We start from the raw sequence: 15,291 nt of genomic DNA, 5'->3' as shown, positions 1-15,291 counted from the left end.
CCGTTGTCAAACCGAGGGCAATCTGGCGCCATTCCCGTATTGGATCCATCGGGAGGACTGCGGAATGAAGCTGTTTGTCGGACTGGACGTGTCGCTGGAGAAGACCGCGATCTGCGTCATCAGCGAGCATGGGAAGATCGTGAGGGAGGCGCAGGCGGCCAGCGAGCCGGAGGCGCTGGCGCGCTGGATTGGGGACTTGGAGGGCACCATCGCCGTCGTCGGTCTCGAAGCCGGCCCCCTGTCGCAATGGCTGCATCGTGGCATGACCGAGGCGGGCCTGAGTGTGGTGCTGATGGAGACCCGGCAGGTGAAGGGTGCCCTGAAGGCGATGCCGATCAAGACGGACCGACGGGATGCCGAGGGCATTGCGTGGACTGCTGCGGAACTTCGGGCTGAAGGTCGGCGCGATCTCCCGCGGCAGGTTCGAGCACCGCATCCGAGAGCTGACGGTAGACAACCCGATGCTGTTCGCCGCGACCGAGCCGATGCTGCGAGCGCGGGCATCCCTTCGACAGGAGCTTGCAGGATTGGAACGCCGGGTCCGTCAGTTGGCGCAAGACGACCCTGTCTGTCGCCGTCTGATGTCGATGCCGGGCGTGGGCGCGGTCGTGGCGCTGACCTACCGTTCCGCAGTTGATGACCCCTCGCGGTTCACGTCGTCGAAGAAGGTCGGGCCATAGGTCGGCCTCACGCCTTCACGCAACCAGTCAGGCGAACGCGACATCTCCGGCGGGATCACCAAAGCAGGGGACGTCAACCTGCGGCGTGCGCTGTGCCAGGCGGCGACGGTCATGATGCATCGTGGTCGCTCGACGTGGCTGAGAACATGGGCAGTGCAGGTCGCGCGCCGTCGTGGCGCAAAACGGGCCATGGTCGCCCTTGCCCGGCGCATCAGCGTGATCCTGCACCGGATATGGACTGACGGCACAACCTTCCGATCCGAGATTGAGGTTCCGCAAGCAGCCTGATCGGCCAAGCGCTTCACCGTCGCCTGCCTGACCGCAGGCCTTCGAGGTCCCCATGGGACGCGGTTCCGATGATGTCGTGGTCAGGACTGTTGCCGAACCACATCGAGCACGCCAATGAGATGGGCACATCGGACCTGCATTGAACCAGCATCATGTTGGCGGCCTGCGTGGTCTGTCACGGACCGAAGCATGCACCCAGGTGACCTCAGACGAAGTTGGCTGTGCCAGACGTGCGACGATCATAACAAACCTGAAACCGCTAATTCGCGGACGACGGCGCATGCGTGAAATGGCTTGACTGAGACGACCCCGTTACCGAAGTCCTGAGCCTAGGTGCTATTTGAAAATGCGCGCGGTGCACCCTGATCATCTAGTGCAACGAAAACGAAATCTGCTTCGGTGACAGACTTGGCGTTATTTGAATATCGATCGCGCGCCCATACATCAATATGGATACACATGGACGTGCGCCCCGCTTTTCGCAAAGTTGCATAAAGGGTGACTTCGTCGCCGACTTTCACAGGATGAAGAAACTGCATTCCTTCTACTGCAACCGTTGCACAGTGCCCCTGTGCGACGCGGCCAGCCATATTACCTGCAGCAAGATCCATTTGCGACATCAGCCAACCTCCAAATATATCCCCGGCTGGATTCGTGTCGGCTGGCATGGCGATGGTACGGATAACCAAAACCCCTTCTTGCTGCTGGCGGCCATGTGATCCACGCTGCCGTGCAAGGGCAAGCATATCTTCCGCTTCTTTACCCATTCAACGCTGTCCTTTGATGAAATTGCGATCGGCTCCGACATGCAGAAGATCGAATTTAAGATGAATTTGTATGGCTCGAATGTCCAGATCTTGCCAATGTTTCTGTAGAGGTTGGGCTTTTAAGAAATTCTGCGTTCGTGTGCAAAGTTGCAGACCGCCATCCTCTCCGGCATGTAGGTACGGCGCTAATCTCGATCATATATGGAAACGTGTCAGATCCTGATGGCTTCTTTTGTCTAATCTGAGTAGCGTGATCGAGGTTCGGAGATCGAGATGACACAACAATTGCCACCGCTGAACCCGCTGAAGGCTTTTGAAGCTGCGGCGCGTCTTAGTAGCCTGACCCTTGCTGCCGAGGAATTAAACGTCAGCCAAGTTGCGGTCAGCCGTCAGGTCCGTGTTCTGGAAGAATACCTTGATGTTGCGCTTTTTCGTCGTCTGCACCGCGGCATCGAAGTGACACGTGAAGGCCAGCAACTTTACGAAGGGGTGACGCAGGCCTTTCAGGACATCGCCGTGGCAGCGCGCCTGGTGTCGCGGCGCGGGCGTCGAGACATCCTGTCGATCCAATCCTATACGACTTTTTCGCAACGCTGGCTGATCCCGCGGTTGGGCCAGTTCCACGACTCCCATCCCCGGATCGAGGTTCGGCTGTCTTCATCCACCGCACCGGTCGATTTCAACGCGCAGAACCTTGATGCAGCGATCCGCTCCGGGCGTGGCGATTGGCCTGATCTCTATTCCGAGAAGTTGGTCGATATCGAGCTGACACCGGTCTGCTCACCTCTGTTGCATAGCAACGCCCAACTGCGCATGCCGCAGGATCTGGCCAAGGTCCGCCTGCTGCATTCAATGGCCCGCCCCGGAGATTGGGCTGCATGGATTGCCAAATCGAAGGCAAAAGTGGATTCGGCCCCAGGGCTGCGTTTCGAGAATTCCGCCCTTGCCTACGAAGCTGCACTGTTGGACATCGGTACGGCCATCGCCGTGAAGCCTTTCGTCCAACGCCAGCTTCAGAACGGATCGCTTGTCGCGCCCTTCGATCTGACTCTAAATACAGGCGAGGCTTATTACATCACCTGGCCACGCAACGTCTCTCCGTCAGGGCCGCTGATGAAGTTCCTGACATGGATCAAGGAGCAGATGGCTGCCGAAGCCTGAATGAAAGTCCCGCGATGTCTTTCCGCCTGACCGATGACCAGTGGCATCCCGACACCCGCGCGCTTCGCTACTTCATCGCAGTCGCAGAGGAGAAGAGCTTCACACGCGCAGCCGCCGGCTTGCGCATCGCGCAGCCTGCCGTCAGCCGCCAGATCGTGGCACTGGAGCAGCAGCTGGGCACTCCGCTCTTTGTGCGCCTCGCACGCGGCGTCGAGCTGACCGAAGCGGGAACGATCCTGCTGCGCCACTGCTACGTAATTTTTTCGACCTTCGGGCAGTGCTATCGCGATATCAGTGCCCATTCCTCGCTGCCAAAGGGGACGGTCGTCGTCGGGATGCCTTCCACGCCGGGTGAACTGGTCATCCCCCCACTGGTAGAACGGATCGGCCAACTCTATCCCGACATAGAGCTGCGCTTCATCGAAGGGTTCAGCCGCAGCTTGGAACGCGCCTTGCTTGCCGGAGATGTCGCAATCGCAGTGATGCGCGACCCGCCCGAACGCAGCGACATCCTGCGCCGCGATCTGCTGGTCGAAAACCTTACCGTCATCTCTGCACCCGGACGTCTGACACAGCCGCACTATCCCTTGGCAGAGGTGGCGACCATGCCGCTTATCATGCCGTCGCGACCTAATTACCTACGTATCGTATTCGACCGTGCCTGCCGCGCTCAAGGTTTGGAACCGAACATTATCCAGCGCGTCGACGGGATGTGGCATCTCAAGGCGCTGGTGAAGGCAGGCTTCGGGCATTCGGTCATGACCTACGGCGGCGTTCTGACCGAAATCCGCGCCGGGCTGCTGGAGGCGCGCTCCATCGTTGAGCCGCAGATCAGTTGGGATCTGTGTCTTGCCACACGAGCCGAACAGCGGCCCAAGCGAGCCGTCGCCATCGTCGAAGACGCGATCCACGATATCATCATGACCTTCGTGCGGGACGGCATATGGGCCACGCTGCATGATCCGGCAGCCGCGTCCTTACGCTAAGCCATGCCGATGCGGCATCGCAGGATAAGGAAACGGCATTTGCCTTATGCGTCCAGGGCCCGCATCCTGCATCGAACCTTCGGGAGGAGCCGGGGGAAGCGGAGGAACAATCATGAAAACGACGATTTCGGTCGCGATGCTGGCGGCGTGCCTGTCGATGCCGGCGGCCCATGCAGACACATTCACATACATCACCTACAAACCCGAAGGTGCAGGCGACGCCCATGCCCGTAGCCTCAAATGGCTGATCGAGGAATTTGCAAAGCGTACGGGCGGCAAGCACCAAATCGAAATGTTCTGGGGTGGCTCGGTCGCGGCAGTGGGCGAGACGCCCGATGCTTTGGCCAGCGGCGTTGGCGACATGGGTGACATCGTCACCCCGTACTTCCCGGATCAGTTTCCCCTGAACAACGCCGTCGGCTTTTTCGTTCCTCAGCCGATGAACACCGACGAGGTCGCGCAGGCTATGGTCGATTGGCATGCCGAATACCATCAGTTCGAAGAGGAACTAACCAGCCAGAGCCTGCACGCCTTTTCCTTCCGCGCGCTCGAGGCCTATGGGATGCTGTGCAAGGAGCCGATCTCGGGCCTAGCCGATTTGAAAGGCAAACGCATTCGGTCATACGGCTTCGCCTATCCGGCGCTGATCGAGGCCATGGGTGGCACGCCCGTCCCGCTAAACACCTCGGATACGTATGAGGCGTTGGAGCGCTCGATCGTGGATTGCGCCCCCATCGGGCCGGCACTGGCGCGCGGCTTCAAGTATGACGAGGTCGCCAAGCACTATAGCGAGGTGCCTTTCGGCGCGGGCTTCGGCCATATCCTCGCCATGAACCTCGACAGCTACAACGGTCTCGACGACGAGACGAAGACTGTGATCGACCAACTGGGCAAGGATTACATGGTCGAATATTCCAAGATGCTGGCCGAGGACGAAAAGACCGTCCGCGAGGCATGGGCTGGTGATCTGGGCGTTTCGGTCAGCGAATTTCCCGCCGACGAGCTGACCCCGCTGATCGAGGATGCGGGCGTGCAAGCCGTACGCGAAGAGTGGGTACAGAAGGCCGAGGATGCGGGCCTTCCCGCCGAAGCAATCGTCGAGAAGCTGCAGTTTTAAGCAATTCGCCTGCACATCCCCCCACCCTGTCCCTGCCGGGCAGGGTTCCGAAAGGGAACGGAATTATGGATAACCTGTTGCGGTTCCGGTCGGCCTATGGCCGCTTGCTGACGCTATGCGGCATCATTGCGGGGATCGTGACCTTCGCGATCATGCTGCTGGTCACGGTCAATGTCGTCGCGCGATATTTGTTCAACCGCCCTGTCGCGGGCGCGTTCGAACTGACCGAAGGCGCGCTGCCGATCATCATCTTCTTCTCGCTGGCGCTGACGCAGTACCACGGGGGGCACATTCGGGTGACGCTGATCACCGACCGGCTTGGCCCCATGATGGCGCGCGCCGCGATGGTGCTGGCAATGCTGGCAGGCGCGGTACTGTTCGCATGGGCCGCGTGGGCCGGATGGCTGGCCGCTGCCAAGTCACTCTCCATCGGCGAGGTCGAGCGCGGCTCGATCCGCTATCCGGTCTGGCCGATCAAATACGCGGTCTGCTTCGGTATGGCGCTGCTGTCGTTGCAGTTCCTGATCGATGCGGTCTGCGCCGCCGTCGGCCTGGACCCCCATCCCAACGACTCTAAGGAGATCTTGGAATGAGCAGTCTTGTCATCGGCCTGATTGGCACCGCCGGTCTTTTCGGCGGAATCCTGATCGGCATCAATGTGATGGTCGTGCTGGGACTGGTGGGCGCGTTCGGACTGGCCTCTCTCGTGGGGTTCAAGGCCTCGACTGCGCTTCTGTCGACCGTCTTCTTCGAGACCACGCATTCTTTCCATTTCTCGGTCATCCCACTCTTCCTACTGATGGGGTTTTTCGCCATGCGCGCGGGCCTTGGCGAGGATTTGTTCGAGGCCACCAGCCGCTGGATGGGGGGCATGCGCGGAGGGCTTGCTATCTCGACTACCGTGGGGGCGGCAGCCTTCGGCGCGGCGTCGGGATCGTCCGTCGGCACGGCAACAATCTTCACCAAGCTCGCTCTGCCCGAGATGCTTGATCGCGGTTATGACAAGGGCCTTGCCTCGGCCTCCATCGCCATCGCGGGTACGCTGGCGGTGATGATCCCGCCATCCGCACTGATGGTTGTCTATGGCATTCTGACCGACAGCTCGATCGGCGCGCTGCTGATCGCGGGCTTCATCCCCGGCATCGTCTTCGCGCTGATCCTTTGCGCCGCGATCTGGCTGACCGTCTGGCGCAACCCTGCGCTGGCCCCGATCGATACAACCCGCTACACAATGCGCGAAAAGCTGGCCTCGCTGAAGCTGGCCGGGCCTCTGGTGCTGATCATCATTTGCATCGTCTCTGGCCTCTATGTTGGCATTTTCACCCCGACTGAGGCCGGGGCCGTCGGCGCCTCGCTGACTTTCCTGCTGGCCATCATCCGCCATCGCGGATTTCGCGGCGTGCGCATCCTCGACACCCTGCTCGAGACGATCCGTACCTCGGCCATGATCTTCGCCATCCTGATCGCGGCGCTGCTGTTCTCCAAGTTCCTCGCGCTGTCGGGCGTCGCGAATACGGTGGGAGGGTTCCTGATCGGCCTTGACGTCGCGCCCTGGGTAATCGTCGTGCTGGTCGCGATCATCTATCTTGCGCTTGGGATGATGATGGACGCGCCCGCACTGCTGGCAATCACCCTACCCATCACCCATCCGGTGATGATGGAACTGGGATATGACCCGATCTGGTTCGGCATCTTCGTCGTTCTTTTGGTCGAGATCGGGGCCGTTACGCCGCCGGTCGGCATCAACTGCTTCGTCGTGCAGGCGGCATCCGGGGGCCGCGTGAAGCTCGAGGATGTGTTCCGCGGCCTTCTGCCCTTCGTCGGTGCCGGATTTGTCATGCTGCTCCTGCTCTATCTGTTCCCGCAGATGGCGCTGTTCCTGCCCTCGAGGATGTAGATCCATGTCCGAACTGAACGATCTCTGGAACAACCCCTCCGTGCCAGTTGAGCTGCGGACCACCACGACCTCGCCCTTTGGGCGTAAGGTCCGCATGGCCGCCATCATTCTGGGCCTATCCGAGCGTACCACCCTGCGCTCCGCTGACACGCGCGATCCGAACGATGATCTGCGCAGCCAGAACCCCTTGGGCAAGATCCCCTGTCTGATCATCGGCCCCGAGGCGTTCTACGACAGTGGCGTCATCATTGAGATGCTGGACGCCGTAGCGCAGGGCGGGTTGATTCCCGCCGACCCGCTGGCACGGGCCCGCGTCATGACAGGCGCGCGGCTGGCGGACGGCATAACCGAAGCCGCTTTGCTGATGGTCTACGAAGGCCGCTTCCGCGATGCCGCCCAGGCTTCGGAAGTCTGGCTGGATCATCAGCGCGATAAGATTGCCCGCACGTTGGCTCGGTTCGAGGCCGCACCACCCGAACCCGCCCCGGGCCTCGTCCAGATCGGGCTGGCAGCCGCGCTTGGCTACTTGGACTGGCGCCAGCCCATGATGTGGCGGGAAGATCATCCCCGACTGGTTGCATGGCTGCATTCTTTCGCCGGGACGGTCCCGGCCTTTCTGCAAACCGAAAGGGACGCCGCATGACCCCTCCCCTCTCCGGCACTGCAATGGCGGATGCCGCGCTGACTTGGAAACCCGATCCCCGCAAAACGATGGTAACACTGCCAAAGGGGGCGACGGATTGCCATTGTCACATCTTTGGCCCGCAGGACGTCTTTCCCTATGATCCGGCCAGCGGCTTCAAGCCCGCTGACGCCCCCAAGGAGGCTCTGTTCGCCCTGCATGATCAGATGGGGATCGAGCGCTGCGTGATCGTCCAGTCAGGCTGTCATGGCCATGACAATCGTGTTGTTGCCGATGCCATCACGGCGCGGCCCGGACGCTATCTGGGTATTGCACTAGCACCCGCCGATATCGGAGCGACCCAGCTGAAGGCGTTGGACAACCAAGGCTTCCGGGGCCTGCGCTTCAATTATATGAGCCACCTTGCTCCGGGCGCCGATCGTGATGCTCTGCGCGCGCTGGCGCCACGGCTGGCCGATCTGGGATGGCATTTGCAGATCCATATGGAGGACCGTCTGATCGCGCCCATGACGCCGTGGCTGGCCGATCTGCCGGTGCCGGTCGTCATAGACCATTTTGGCCGCATCGACGCATCGCGCCCGCGCGATCAGGCCGAGTTCCAGGCGCTACTGCGTTTGCTGGACTACGAACACCTGTGGTGCAAGGTGTCGGGAAGCGAGCGCGCCTCGCGGCAGGACCCCCCCTACGCCGACGCCGTGCCCTATGCCCGCGAAGTGGTCCAGCGTTTCCCGGACCGCGTCCTGTGGGGCACGGATTGGCCGCATCCGAATTTCCGCGCGGACCCGCCCGATGACGGCGACCTCTTTGACCTGCTGCCCCGGATCGCGCCGACCGAGGCCCTCATGCAGTCACTGCTGGTTGAAAACCCCGAACGGCTGTATGGCTTCGGTCAGGGTACGCACACATGACCCAGCCATTCGCCGGACTGCGCGTTATCGACGCTACCCATGTTTTGGCCGGTCCTTTCGCCGCCTATCAACTGGGCGTGATGGGCGCGGATGTCATCCGTATAGACAATCCGAGCGATCCCGATCAATCGCGCCTGCAGGGCAGCGATCCGAACTTGAACGCCATGGCGATGGGCACAGCGTTTCTGGCGCAAGGCGGCAACAAGCGATCGGTCGCGCTGAACCTCAAACACTCCGAGGGACGAGACACGCTGCGCCGTCTCATCGAAGGCGCCGATGTCTTCGTGCAGAATTTTCGACCCGGATCGCTAGCGGCACTCGGGTTGGGTTACGATGACATCGCCACGCTGAACCCAAGGATTGTCTACTGCTCGATCTCGGCTTTCGGGCAGGAAGGCCCGCGCGGTGGCGAGACCGGTTATGACAACGTGTTTCAGGCCATGTCGGGCTTGATGTCCATGACGGGAACTCCAGAAAGCGGTCCTTTGCGCGCGGGCGCGCCGGTCGTGGATTACGCGACCGGCTACATGGCGGCCTTTGCCATCGCTTCAGCCCTCTTCAGGCGGACGGCGACGGGTGCGGGTGCTCATGTTGATCTGGCGATGATGGATGCAGCGCTGATGCTGATGTCCGCGCCGATCGCTGCGCTCACGGCGGGCGGCGCAAACCCCGGGCTGCAGGGTAACCGCTTTCCGACGGCCTGCATGGGCACCTATGCCACGCAGGACGGCCTGCTGATGTTAGGCGCCTCGAACCACCGGCAGCAGCGTCGGATGTGGCTGGCCCTCGGACGGCCGGACATGGTCAAACCAGACCACGCTGCCAGTGTTACCGATCACGAGGGAGAAGCCCGAGCGCTGACGGACATCCTGAAATCCCGCAGCGCCGATGACTGGGCAATCTTTTTTAATGGACACCGTGCACCCGCGGCCCGGGTGCGCACTCTTCAGGAAGCTTTGGCCGATCCTCAACTGGCATCGCGCGGGGTCATTCAGGACGCAGGACGGGTCCCGGGCTCGGGCCGGCCATTTGCCGCGCCTGTTGCGCCCTTCCTGATGACCGACGGCAATCCTGTCCTCGCCCGCCCTGCCCCACACTTGGGCGAGGACACGATCGAAATCTTGACCGAGGCAGGGCTGTCACCGGACGACATCGCTGCGCTGCTGCACGAAGGTACCGCCCTGCAGTCCTAAACTGGGCCCGAACCTGGCAGGCACTTGAAGAGCCAAAATCAAGAAGGCGGGGCATAATACCCCGCCTTCTTCATGTCATGCGGTGATCGCTCAGGATAGAACCATCAATCCGTCAGCTGCTCGCACGCCCTGCCCTTGCGGGAGTACGAAGACGGGGTTGATCTCGGCCTCGGTCAAGCGGCCTTCCAGCGCGCCCGCCATTTCGGCGAAGGCCAGAACGGCATCGGTCAATGCTTCGACATCACCTGCCGGCTGACCGCGGAAACCGGTCAGCAGAGCCGAGCATTTGAGGCTGTCGATCATGCCTCGCGCCGTGGGCCGGTCAAGCGGCAGCAGGCGCAGCGTCACGTCCTGATAAAGCTCGGTGGTGACGCCGCCTGCGCCCAGCAGCACATAGGCCCCCAGCTGCGGATCGCGGTTGTAACCAAGGATCATCTCAACCCCGCCCGAGATCAGCTCTTGGATCAGGAAGCCGTCGATCTTGGCCTCGGTCTTTGCGCGCACGCGCTCCAGCATCTGGGTGCAGGCGGCCTCCACGTCATTCGGATTCACGCCCACCGCGACGCCGCCGACCTCGGTCTTGTGCAGGATCTCGTTCGAGAGGATCTTGATGACCACAGGACCGTCGAAGTCCGCCGCCGCCTTCGCGGCCTCGGCCGGTGTCGCACCCGACGCCTCGCGCGTGATGGGCACGCCGAAGCGGCGGAACAGCGCCTTGGCATCGGCCTCGTTCAAGGCACCAGAGGGTAGGTCGGACGTCTCGACGGCCGTCGGCATCTTAGCGGCGGCGGACAGGGCCTTGACCGGCTGCAGCGCCATCAGTGCCGATGCACAGCTTTCCGGCGCCTGATAGGCCGCAATGCCATTGCGGTTCAGGTGTCGGACGATGCCCGGTGCCTCTGGCGAGACATAGGAAATCAGCGGCTTGTCGGTCAGGGCCATCGCCTCCATCACCGGACCCGCGACCAGTTCGGGCTGACCGATCGAGGACGAGCCGACCACCACGACGATCGCGTCATAGCAGGAGCTTTCAGCAAGGATCTTCAGGATCGAACGGAAGAGGTCGGGACGCAAGCCCGCCAGCGTCACATCGATGGGATTGCGGTCCAGAACCGCTTCCTTGAGGTCCAGCGCCAGCAGCTTGGCGGCCGTATCGGCGTCGGGTGCGGGCATTTCCAGATCCGACAGGCCGATATTGTCGGCCACGACGGTTGCGGCGCCGCCGGTAGAGGTGACGATGGCTACGCGCTTGCCGGCCATCATGCGTCCGGCAGCCAATGCTGCGGGAATGTCCAGCAAATCGGCGAAGGTCTCGGCGCGGATGATGCCCAGTTGTGCGAAGAGCGCGTCATAGACCTCGTCGGCCCCGGCCAGCGCACCGGTATGCGAAACCGCCGACTGCGCCCCGGATTCCGAACGACCGACCTTGTAAACGACGATCCGCTTGCCGGCAGCGCGTACTTTTTCAGCTGCGCGCCGGAAGGCGTCGACGTTACGGATCGTTTCCAGATACATCGCAACGACATTCGTCGCCGGATCGTCGGCCAGCGCTTCAAGGAAATCCGAAACCTCCAAATCGCATTCGTTACCGGTGGCGATCAGCTTTGAAAAGCCGATCCCGCGTCCCGCCGCCCGCGACAGAAGCGATCCCATGATGCCTCCGCTCTGCGAGAGAAGCGCGATGGGGCCGTCCGTGAACTCCTCACTCTCCATCGCGCCCGATGCGGTCAGGATGATACGGTCGCTCAGGTTCACGAGGCCGATGGTGTTCGGCCCGAGGATGCGCATCTCGCCCGCCGCCGCGCGCAGCTGGGCTTGGCGGGCGCGGCCTTCCTCGCCCTGCTCGCCAAAGCCCGAGGCCAAGATGACGGCAGCCTTGCAGCCTGCCTCGGCCAACTGGCGCACCGCGTCGATGACCCGGTTCGCGCCCAGAAGGACCAGCGCCAGATCGGGCGCCTCGGGCAGATGGCGCGGATCAGCATAGGCCTTCAGCCCGGCAACCGTGTCCGACTTGGGGTTGATCGGATAGATGTTGCCTGCATAGCCGTGCTTCTGCAGATAGGCGATGGGACGCCCGGTCAGCTTGGCAGGATCGTTCGAGGCCCCGACGACGACGACGCTCTTGGGGTTCAGGATAGCGTTGATCACGGACATGGCAGGCCTCACTTCGACGTCTTGTTCAGGAAGTCTTCGACCGACTTGCGATGTTCGGCCGTGGTATAACAGATCGCCTGCGCCTTGCGGCCCATCGAGAAGACCTGCTCATCCGTGCTTTCGAAGGTGCGGTCGATGATCTCCTTGGTCAGCGCGATGGCGGCGGGCGACCCGATGGTCAGCTCTTCGGCCCAGGCCTGAGCCTGCTCCAGCAGGGCCTCTGGTGTGGCGACGCGGTCGATCATGCCGATCCGCAGCGCCTCCTCCGTCTCGACGACCTTGGCAGTCAGGATCAGCTCCTTCGCTTTGGCCAGCCCGACGCGGCGCGGCAGGAAGTACATGCCGCCCCCGTCCGAGACGAGGCCGCGCTTGACGAAGCTCATCGACATCTTCGCGCCCTCGGCGGCGATGATGAAATCGCAGGCCAGCGCCATGTCCAGGCCCAGCCCGAAGGCCGCGCCGTTGACGGCGGCGATCACCGGCTTCGAGATGCCGTGAATGGCCGCGACGCCGCGATGGGTGCTCTGTTGGCGCTTCCAGCCGTTGAAGGCGACCTCGCCCGCCGGTGCATCCAGGCGCGCACGCATCCCGCCAATGTCTCCACCCGAGCAGAAGCCCTTGCCAGCGCCCGTCAGGATGATACCGCGCACCTCCTTGTCGGCACCGGCCTCGTTGAAGGCCTCGATCAGTTCGGCGCGCATCTGGTCGTTGATGGCGTTGCGCAGATCGGGACGATTCAGGGTGATGGTGGCGATACCGTTCTTGTTGGATACGGTGATGAATTCAGCGGCGCTCATGGGCGGCTCCTCTCCTCAAAAATCAACGGGCCGCTGTCGCTCCTCCGAAGACGGTCCCGGCCATGCTATCCAGATGAAGAATGCTTCCTCCGCTCTCAACCGATCATCCCGGACAGCTTGACCAACAAAAAATCAGGCTCGGATCAGCGGGGCTGCATCCGGCAGTCTGTCGCCCCGAAGAACGGCATCACGCAGCGTGCGCGTATCGGCATCCGACAGCACTTCGGCGGCCAGTTCATCGAACTTCGCGACCCGTTCGGCGGGGGACAGGGGGTTTTCGGGATCGCCTTTGCGGGTCTGCTGGAAATGGTTCAACACGCGCCCGTCGGTCAGTTCGACCCTCAGCCGCGCCATGCGGCGGCGCGGATAGGCAGCCGCCAGTTCGGCATCCTCAGAGAGGGTGATGCGTGGCATGATCCGGCGCAGGCGTGAATCGACCAATGCCTCGGGGGCGAAGGCGGCGAGCCGGACACCACCAAGGATCATATCGGCAGCCAGACAATATTGCAGGCTGAATCGCGCCTGCTGGGCCGACCCCGGATCAGGGTTGTCGCACATCGACTTGGTTGCGCCGTAACCCTGCACATGAATCGCCGCGATCTGATCCGGGTCGAAGCCGTGTTCGGCGCGCATCACGCGCAGCCCGTCCAGCGCCGGAAAGATATGCCCGCAGCAACCATGGTTCTTGACCGTCACCCCGGTAATGGGGGTCCATGTCCCGATCCCCTCCAGCGCGGCGTCCCAGTTGCCGGTCCCGTCGCTGGTGGCGGCGGCATAGCCCGCCTTTCCCGACAGCGCATCGGGCGAGGCTGTCGCACCGCTGGCGGCGGCATAGGCGGCCAGCATTCCAGCCTCGGCGCCGTGGCCCGGATGGATGGCTTTGGCCATCCCCTCGCCCTGAAGGTTCTGCTGATGGCCGCCGGCAAAGCTGGAGGCCAGCGCGACCGCCGCTGCGATCGCCTCGTCATCGCAGCCCAGCAGCAGCGCAGAGGCCGCCGCAGCACCCATGGTGCCAATCGTCGCGGTCGTATGCCAGAAGCGATAATGGCTGGGCTGAACGGCCAGCGACAGGCGGCAGCCAAGCTCATATCCGCCAATCACAGCGCGGTGGAACTCCTCGAGCGAAGCGCCGCGATGCTGGGCCAGCGCCAGCGCCGCCGAAATCGTCGGGCTGCCGGGATGATAGCCGCCGTCGCGAAAGATGTCGTCGAACTCGACGATGTGGCTGGCCGTCGCGTTGATCAGCGCGGCGGTCCGGGGTGCCATCCTGCGCCCGTCCACATAGCAGATCGCGCCACCCGGGCCCGCTTCGGATGACAGGGCTGTGGCAAGGATCGTCGCGGGCGGCAGAACACAGCCCGGCAGCGTCGTAGCGAACCAGTCCAGCACCGCATTGCGCGCGGCCTGCGACAGGTCCGGGGTCAGCGCGCGTGTGCGCCACTGCCCTGCCGACCCGGCAAGTTCGGCAAGCACGCCGTCCGCCTGCAGGCCGCTCATGCGATGGCCCCTTCGGCGCGCATTCTCTCCAGATCCTCCGCCCCGAAACCAAGCCCGAGCAGGACCTCGTCGGTTTGTGCGCCCACGGGTTGCGGCGGCGTGCTGACGGCAGGGTGGCTGGCGGACATGTCAAAGCCAGCAACGGGCACCCTGATGCCATCAACCGGGCTTGTCGGATCGTCGATCTGCTGGATCACGCGGCGGGCGGCGACCTGCGGATCGGCAAGCGCCTCCTCCATCCGACGGATACGCGCGGCGGGGATGCTGCGCTTGTTGAAGAAATCTTCCCAATAGGCGGCGGGCATGGTTTCAATGATGCCCGCAAGGATCGCGGATTCTTCTTCGTAGGCATCTAGCCGCTGGTTATTGTCGGTCTTGACTAGATCCTCGCGGCCAAGCGCCGTCCACAGCCGCCGCTGCTGACGCAGGTTCGACGCGGCAATCATCAGGTCCGTATCCTGCGCCCGATACATTCCAAGCGTGGCGAAGGGAAAACGGTTCGCCTTCTGCTTGGGATGCGCACCGTTCCAGGTGAAACCGGTCAGATGAGAAGAACACAGGATCAGCGCCACATCCAGCATCGAGATATCGATGAACTGCCCCTTACCGCCATTCCGCTCGCGCTGGAAGAGAGCGGCCGCAATGGCATAGGCCGCCGTGGTGCCGGTCGCATAATCGACCACGGGCGCGCCCGATTTCAGCGGCTTGCCGTCATCAAAGCCCGTCATCGCCATCATGCCCGAATAGGCCTGCAGCACGTTGTCATATCCGGTCAGCTCGCGCTTGGGGCCATTGGCCCCGAAGGCCGAGATCGAGCAGTAGATGAGCCGCGGGTTCAGCGCCGACATTTCCTCGTATCCGAGGCCAAGCGCCTCGAAGGCACCGGGGCGATAGTTCTCGACGAAGACATCCGCGCCTTGCATCATCCGGCGCAGCACCTCGCGCCCACCTTCGGTCTTCAGGTCCAGCGCGACCGCCTTCTTGTTAGCGGCCTGCGCCATGAAGGCGGTGCCCATGCCCATATCGTTCAGCGCCCGGTCCGATCCTTGCAGCCGCGCCTGATCAGGATCGTTCGGATCCTCGACCTTGATAACCTCAGCCCCGAGCACTGCCATCTGATAACTTGCAAAGGGCCCGGCTAGGACATGGGTTGTGTCGATGACCTTCAGGCCTTCGAATGCTGTCGTCATGCGTCTTATCCTT

13 protein-coding genes and 1 pseudogene are annotated in these 15,291 nt (G+C 62.7%); 9 read left to right on the top strand and 5 right to left on the bottom strand.

Features of this window, described 5'->3' with window-relative positions:
* The first annotated feature begins 64 nt into the window (after positions 1 to 64).
* Positions 65 to 968: pseudogene (locus IE00_RS17065) on the top strand (IS110 family transposase).
* A gap of 329 nt (positions 969 to 1,297) precedes the next feature.
* Here IE00_RS17065 and IE00_RS17060 read toward each other — a convergent pair.
* Complete coding sequence (locus IE00_RS17060; protein ID WP_083554490.1) at positions 1,298 to 1,735, bottom strand: acyl-CoA thioesterase; 438 nt, start codon at positions 1,733 to 1,735, stop codon at positions 1,298 to 1,300.
* A gap of 273 nt (positions 1,736 to 2,008) precedes the next feature.
* Between IE00_RS17060 and gcvA the strand changes: the two genes are divergently transcribed.
* The 8 genes from gcvA to IE00_RS17020 all read left to right on the top strand — a co-directional run bounded on the left by gcvA (position 2,009) and on the right by IE00_RS17020 (position 9,640).
* Entirely contained in the window at positions 2,009 to 2,896 is an 888-nt protein-coding gene (gcvA, locus tag IE00_RS17055) for a transcriptional regulator GcvA (protein ID WP_072298399.1), read from the top strand.
* A 14-nt stretch (positions 2,897 to 2,910) separates the two neighbouring features.
* On the top strand, positions 2,911 to 3,882 hold the full coding sequence (locus tag IE00_RS17050; RefSeq protein WP_072298398.1) for a LysR family transcriptional regulator: 972 nt from the start codon (positions 2,911 to 2,913) through the stop codon (positions 3,880 to 3,882).
* A 112-nt stretch (positions 3,883 to 3,994) separates the two neighbouring features.
* The gene (gene dctP, locus IE00_RS17045; protein WP_072298397.1) at positions 3,995 to 4,999 is read left to right on the top strand and encodes a TRAP transporter substrate-binding protein DctP; all 1,005 of its coding nucleotides are present in this window, start codon (positions 3,995 to 3,997) and stop codon (positions 4,997 to 4,999) included.
* 65 nt (positions 5,000 to 5,064) lie between these two features.
* A complete protein-coding gene (locus IE00_RS17040) occupies positions 5,065 to 5,592 on the top strand; it encodes a TRAP transporter small permease subunit (protein ID WP_072298396.1) in 528 nt (175 codons plus the stop codon).
* Positions 5,589 to 6,896 (top strand): TRAP transporter large permease, encoded by a 1,308-nt coding sequence (locus IE00_RS17035; RefSeq protein WP_072298395.1) that lies wholly within the window; start codon positions 5,589 to 5,591, stop codon positions 6,894 to 6,896. Before IE00_RS17040 ends, IE00_RS17035 begins: the two co-directional genes overlap by 4 nt.
* A gap of 4 nt (positions 6,897 to 6,900) precedes the next feature.
* Positions 6,901 to 7,539 (top strand): glutathione S-transferase family protein, encoded by a 639-nt coding sequence (locus IE00_RS17030; RefSeq protein WP_072298394.1) that lies wholly within the window; start codon positions 6,901 to 6,903, stop codon positions 7,537 to 7,539.
* A 68-nt stretch (positions 7,540 to 7,607) separates the two neighbouring features.
* Positions 7,608 to 8,447, top strand: a complete 840-nt coding sequence (locus tag IE00_RS17025) for an amidohydrolase (RefSeq protein WP_240493977.1) — start codon at positions 7,608 to 7,610, stop codon at positions 8,445 to 8,447.
* Entirely contained in the window at positions 8,444 to 9,640 is a 1,197-nt protein-coding gene (locus tag IE00_RS17020) for a CaiB/BaiF CoA-transferase family protein (protein ID WP_072298392.1), read from the top strand. Before IE00_RS17025 ends, IE00_RS17020 begins: the two co-directional genes overlap by 4 nt.
* A gap of 90 nt (positions 9,641 to 9,730) precedes the next feature.
* Here IE00_RS17020 and IE00_RS17015 read toward each other — a convergent pair whose 3' ends face one another.
* The 4 genes from IE00_RS17015 to IE00_RS17000 form a co-directional block, all read right to left on the bottom strand.
* Positions 9,731 to 11,794: an acetate--CoA ligase family protein gene (locus IE00_RS17015; protein ID WP_072298391.1), complete on the bottom strand. Its 2,064-nt coding sequence runs from the start codon at positions 11,792 to 11,794 to the stop codon at positions 9,731 to 9,733.
* Positions 11,795 to 11,802: 8 nt separating this feature from the next.
* Positions 11,803 to 12,591 (bottom strand): enoyl-CoA hydratase/isomerase family protein, encoded by a 789-nt coding sequence (locus IE00_RS17010; RefSeq protein WP_072298390.1) that lies wholly within the window; start codon positions 12,589 to 12,591, stop codon positions 11,803 to 11,805.
* Between the two features lie 132 nt (positions 12,592 to 12,723).
* Complete coding sequence (locus IE00_RS17005; RefSeq protein WP_072298389.1) at positions 12,724 to 14,088, bottom strand: MmgE/PrpD family protein; 1,365 nt, start codon at positions 14,086 to 14,088, stop codon at positions 12,724 to 12,726.
* Positions 14,085 to 15,278 carry a CaiB/BaiF CoA-transferase family protein gene (locus IE00_RS17000; protein ID WP_072298388.1) on the bottom strand — a complete coding sequence of 398 codons (1,194 nt, stop codon included), beginning with the start codon at positions 15,276 to 15,278 and terminating at the stop codon, positions 14,085 to 14,087. Before IE00_RS17000 ends, IE00_RS17005 begins: the two co-directional genes overlap by 4 nt.
* Positions 15,279 to 15,291 lie beyond the last annotated feature (13 nt).

It is taken from the genome of Paracoccus sp. SM22M-07 (assembly GCF_001887735.1).
Lineage (GTDB): Bacteria > Pseudomonadota > Alphaproteobacteria > Rhodobacterales > Rhodobacteraceae > Paracoccus.
The sequence above is the reverse complement of the archived record's forward strand: the minus strand, read 5'-3'. Positions and strand labels throughout refer to the sequence as shown.

Bases quoted from the DNA above. Each gene is read 5' to 3' on its own strand.
- IE00_RS17060 (WP_083554490.1), bottom strand. From the start codon at position 1,735: ATGGGTAAAGAAGCGGAAGATATGCTTGCCCTTGCACGGCAGCGTGGA.
- gcvA (WP_072298399.1), top strand. From the start codon at position 2,009: ATGACACAACAATTGCCACCGCTGAACCCGCTGAAGGCTTTTGAAGCT.
- IE00_RS17050 (WP_072298398.1), top strand. From the start codon at position 2,911: ATGTCTTTCCGCCTGACCGATGACCAGTGGCATCCCGACACCCGCGCG.
- dctP (WP_072298397.1), top strand. From the start codon at position 3,995: ATGAAAACGACGATTTCGGTCGCGATGCTGGCGGCGTGCCTGTCGATG.
- IE00_RS17040 (WP_072298396.1), top strand. From the start codon at position 5,065: ATGGATAACCTGTTGCGGTTCCGGTCGGCCTATGGCCGCTTGCTGACG.
- IE00_RS17035 (WP_072298395.1), top strand. From the start codon at position 5,589: ATGAGCAGTCTTGTCATCGGCCTGATTGGCACCGCCGGTCTTTTCGGC.
- IE00_RS17030 (WP_072298394.1), top strand. From the start codon at position 6,901: ATGTCCGAACTGAACGATCTCTGGAACAACCCCTCCGTGCCAGTTGAG.
- IE00_RS17025 (WP_240493977.1), top strand. From the start codon at position 7,608: ATGGTAACACTGCCAAAGGGGGCGACGGATTGCCATTGTCACATCTTT.
- IE00_RS17020 (WP_072298392.1), top strand. From the start codon at position 8,444: ATGACCCAGCCATTCGCCGGACTGCGCGTTATCGACGCTACCCATGTT.
- IE00_RS17015 (WP_072298391.1), bottom strand. From the start codon at position 11,794: ATGTCCGTGATCAACGCTATCCTGAACCCCAAGAGCGTCGTCGTCGTC.
- IE00_RS17010 (WP_072298390.1), bottom strand. From the start codon at position 12,591: ATGAGCGCCGCTGAATTCATCACCGTATCCAACAAGAACGGTATCGCC.
- IE00_RS17005 (WP_072298389.1), bottom strand. From the start codon at position 14,088: ATGAGCGGCCTGCAGGCGGACGGCGTGCTTGCCGAACTTGCCGGGTCG.
- IE00_RS17000 (WP_072298388.1), bottom strand. From the start codon at position 15,278: ATGACGACAGCATTCGAAGGCCTGAAGGTCATCGACACAACCCATGTC.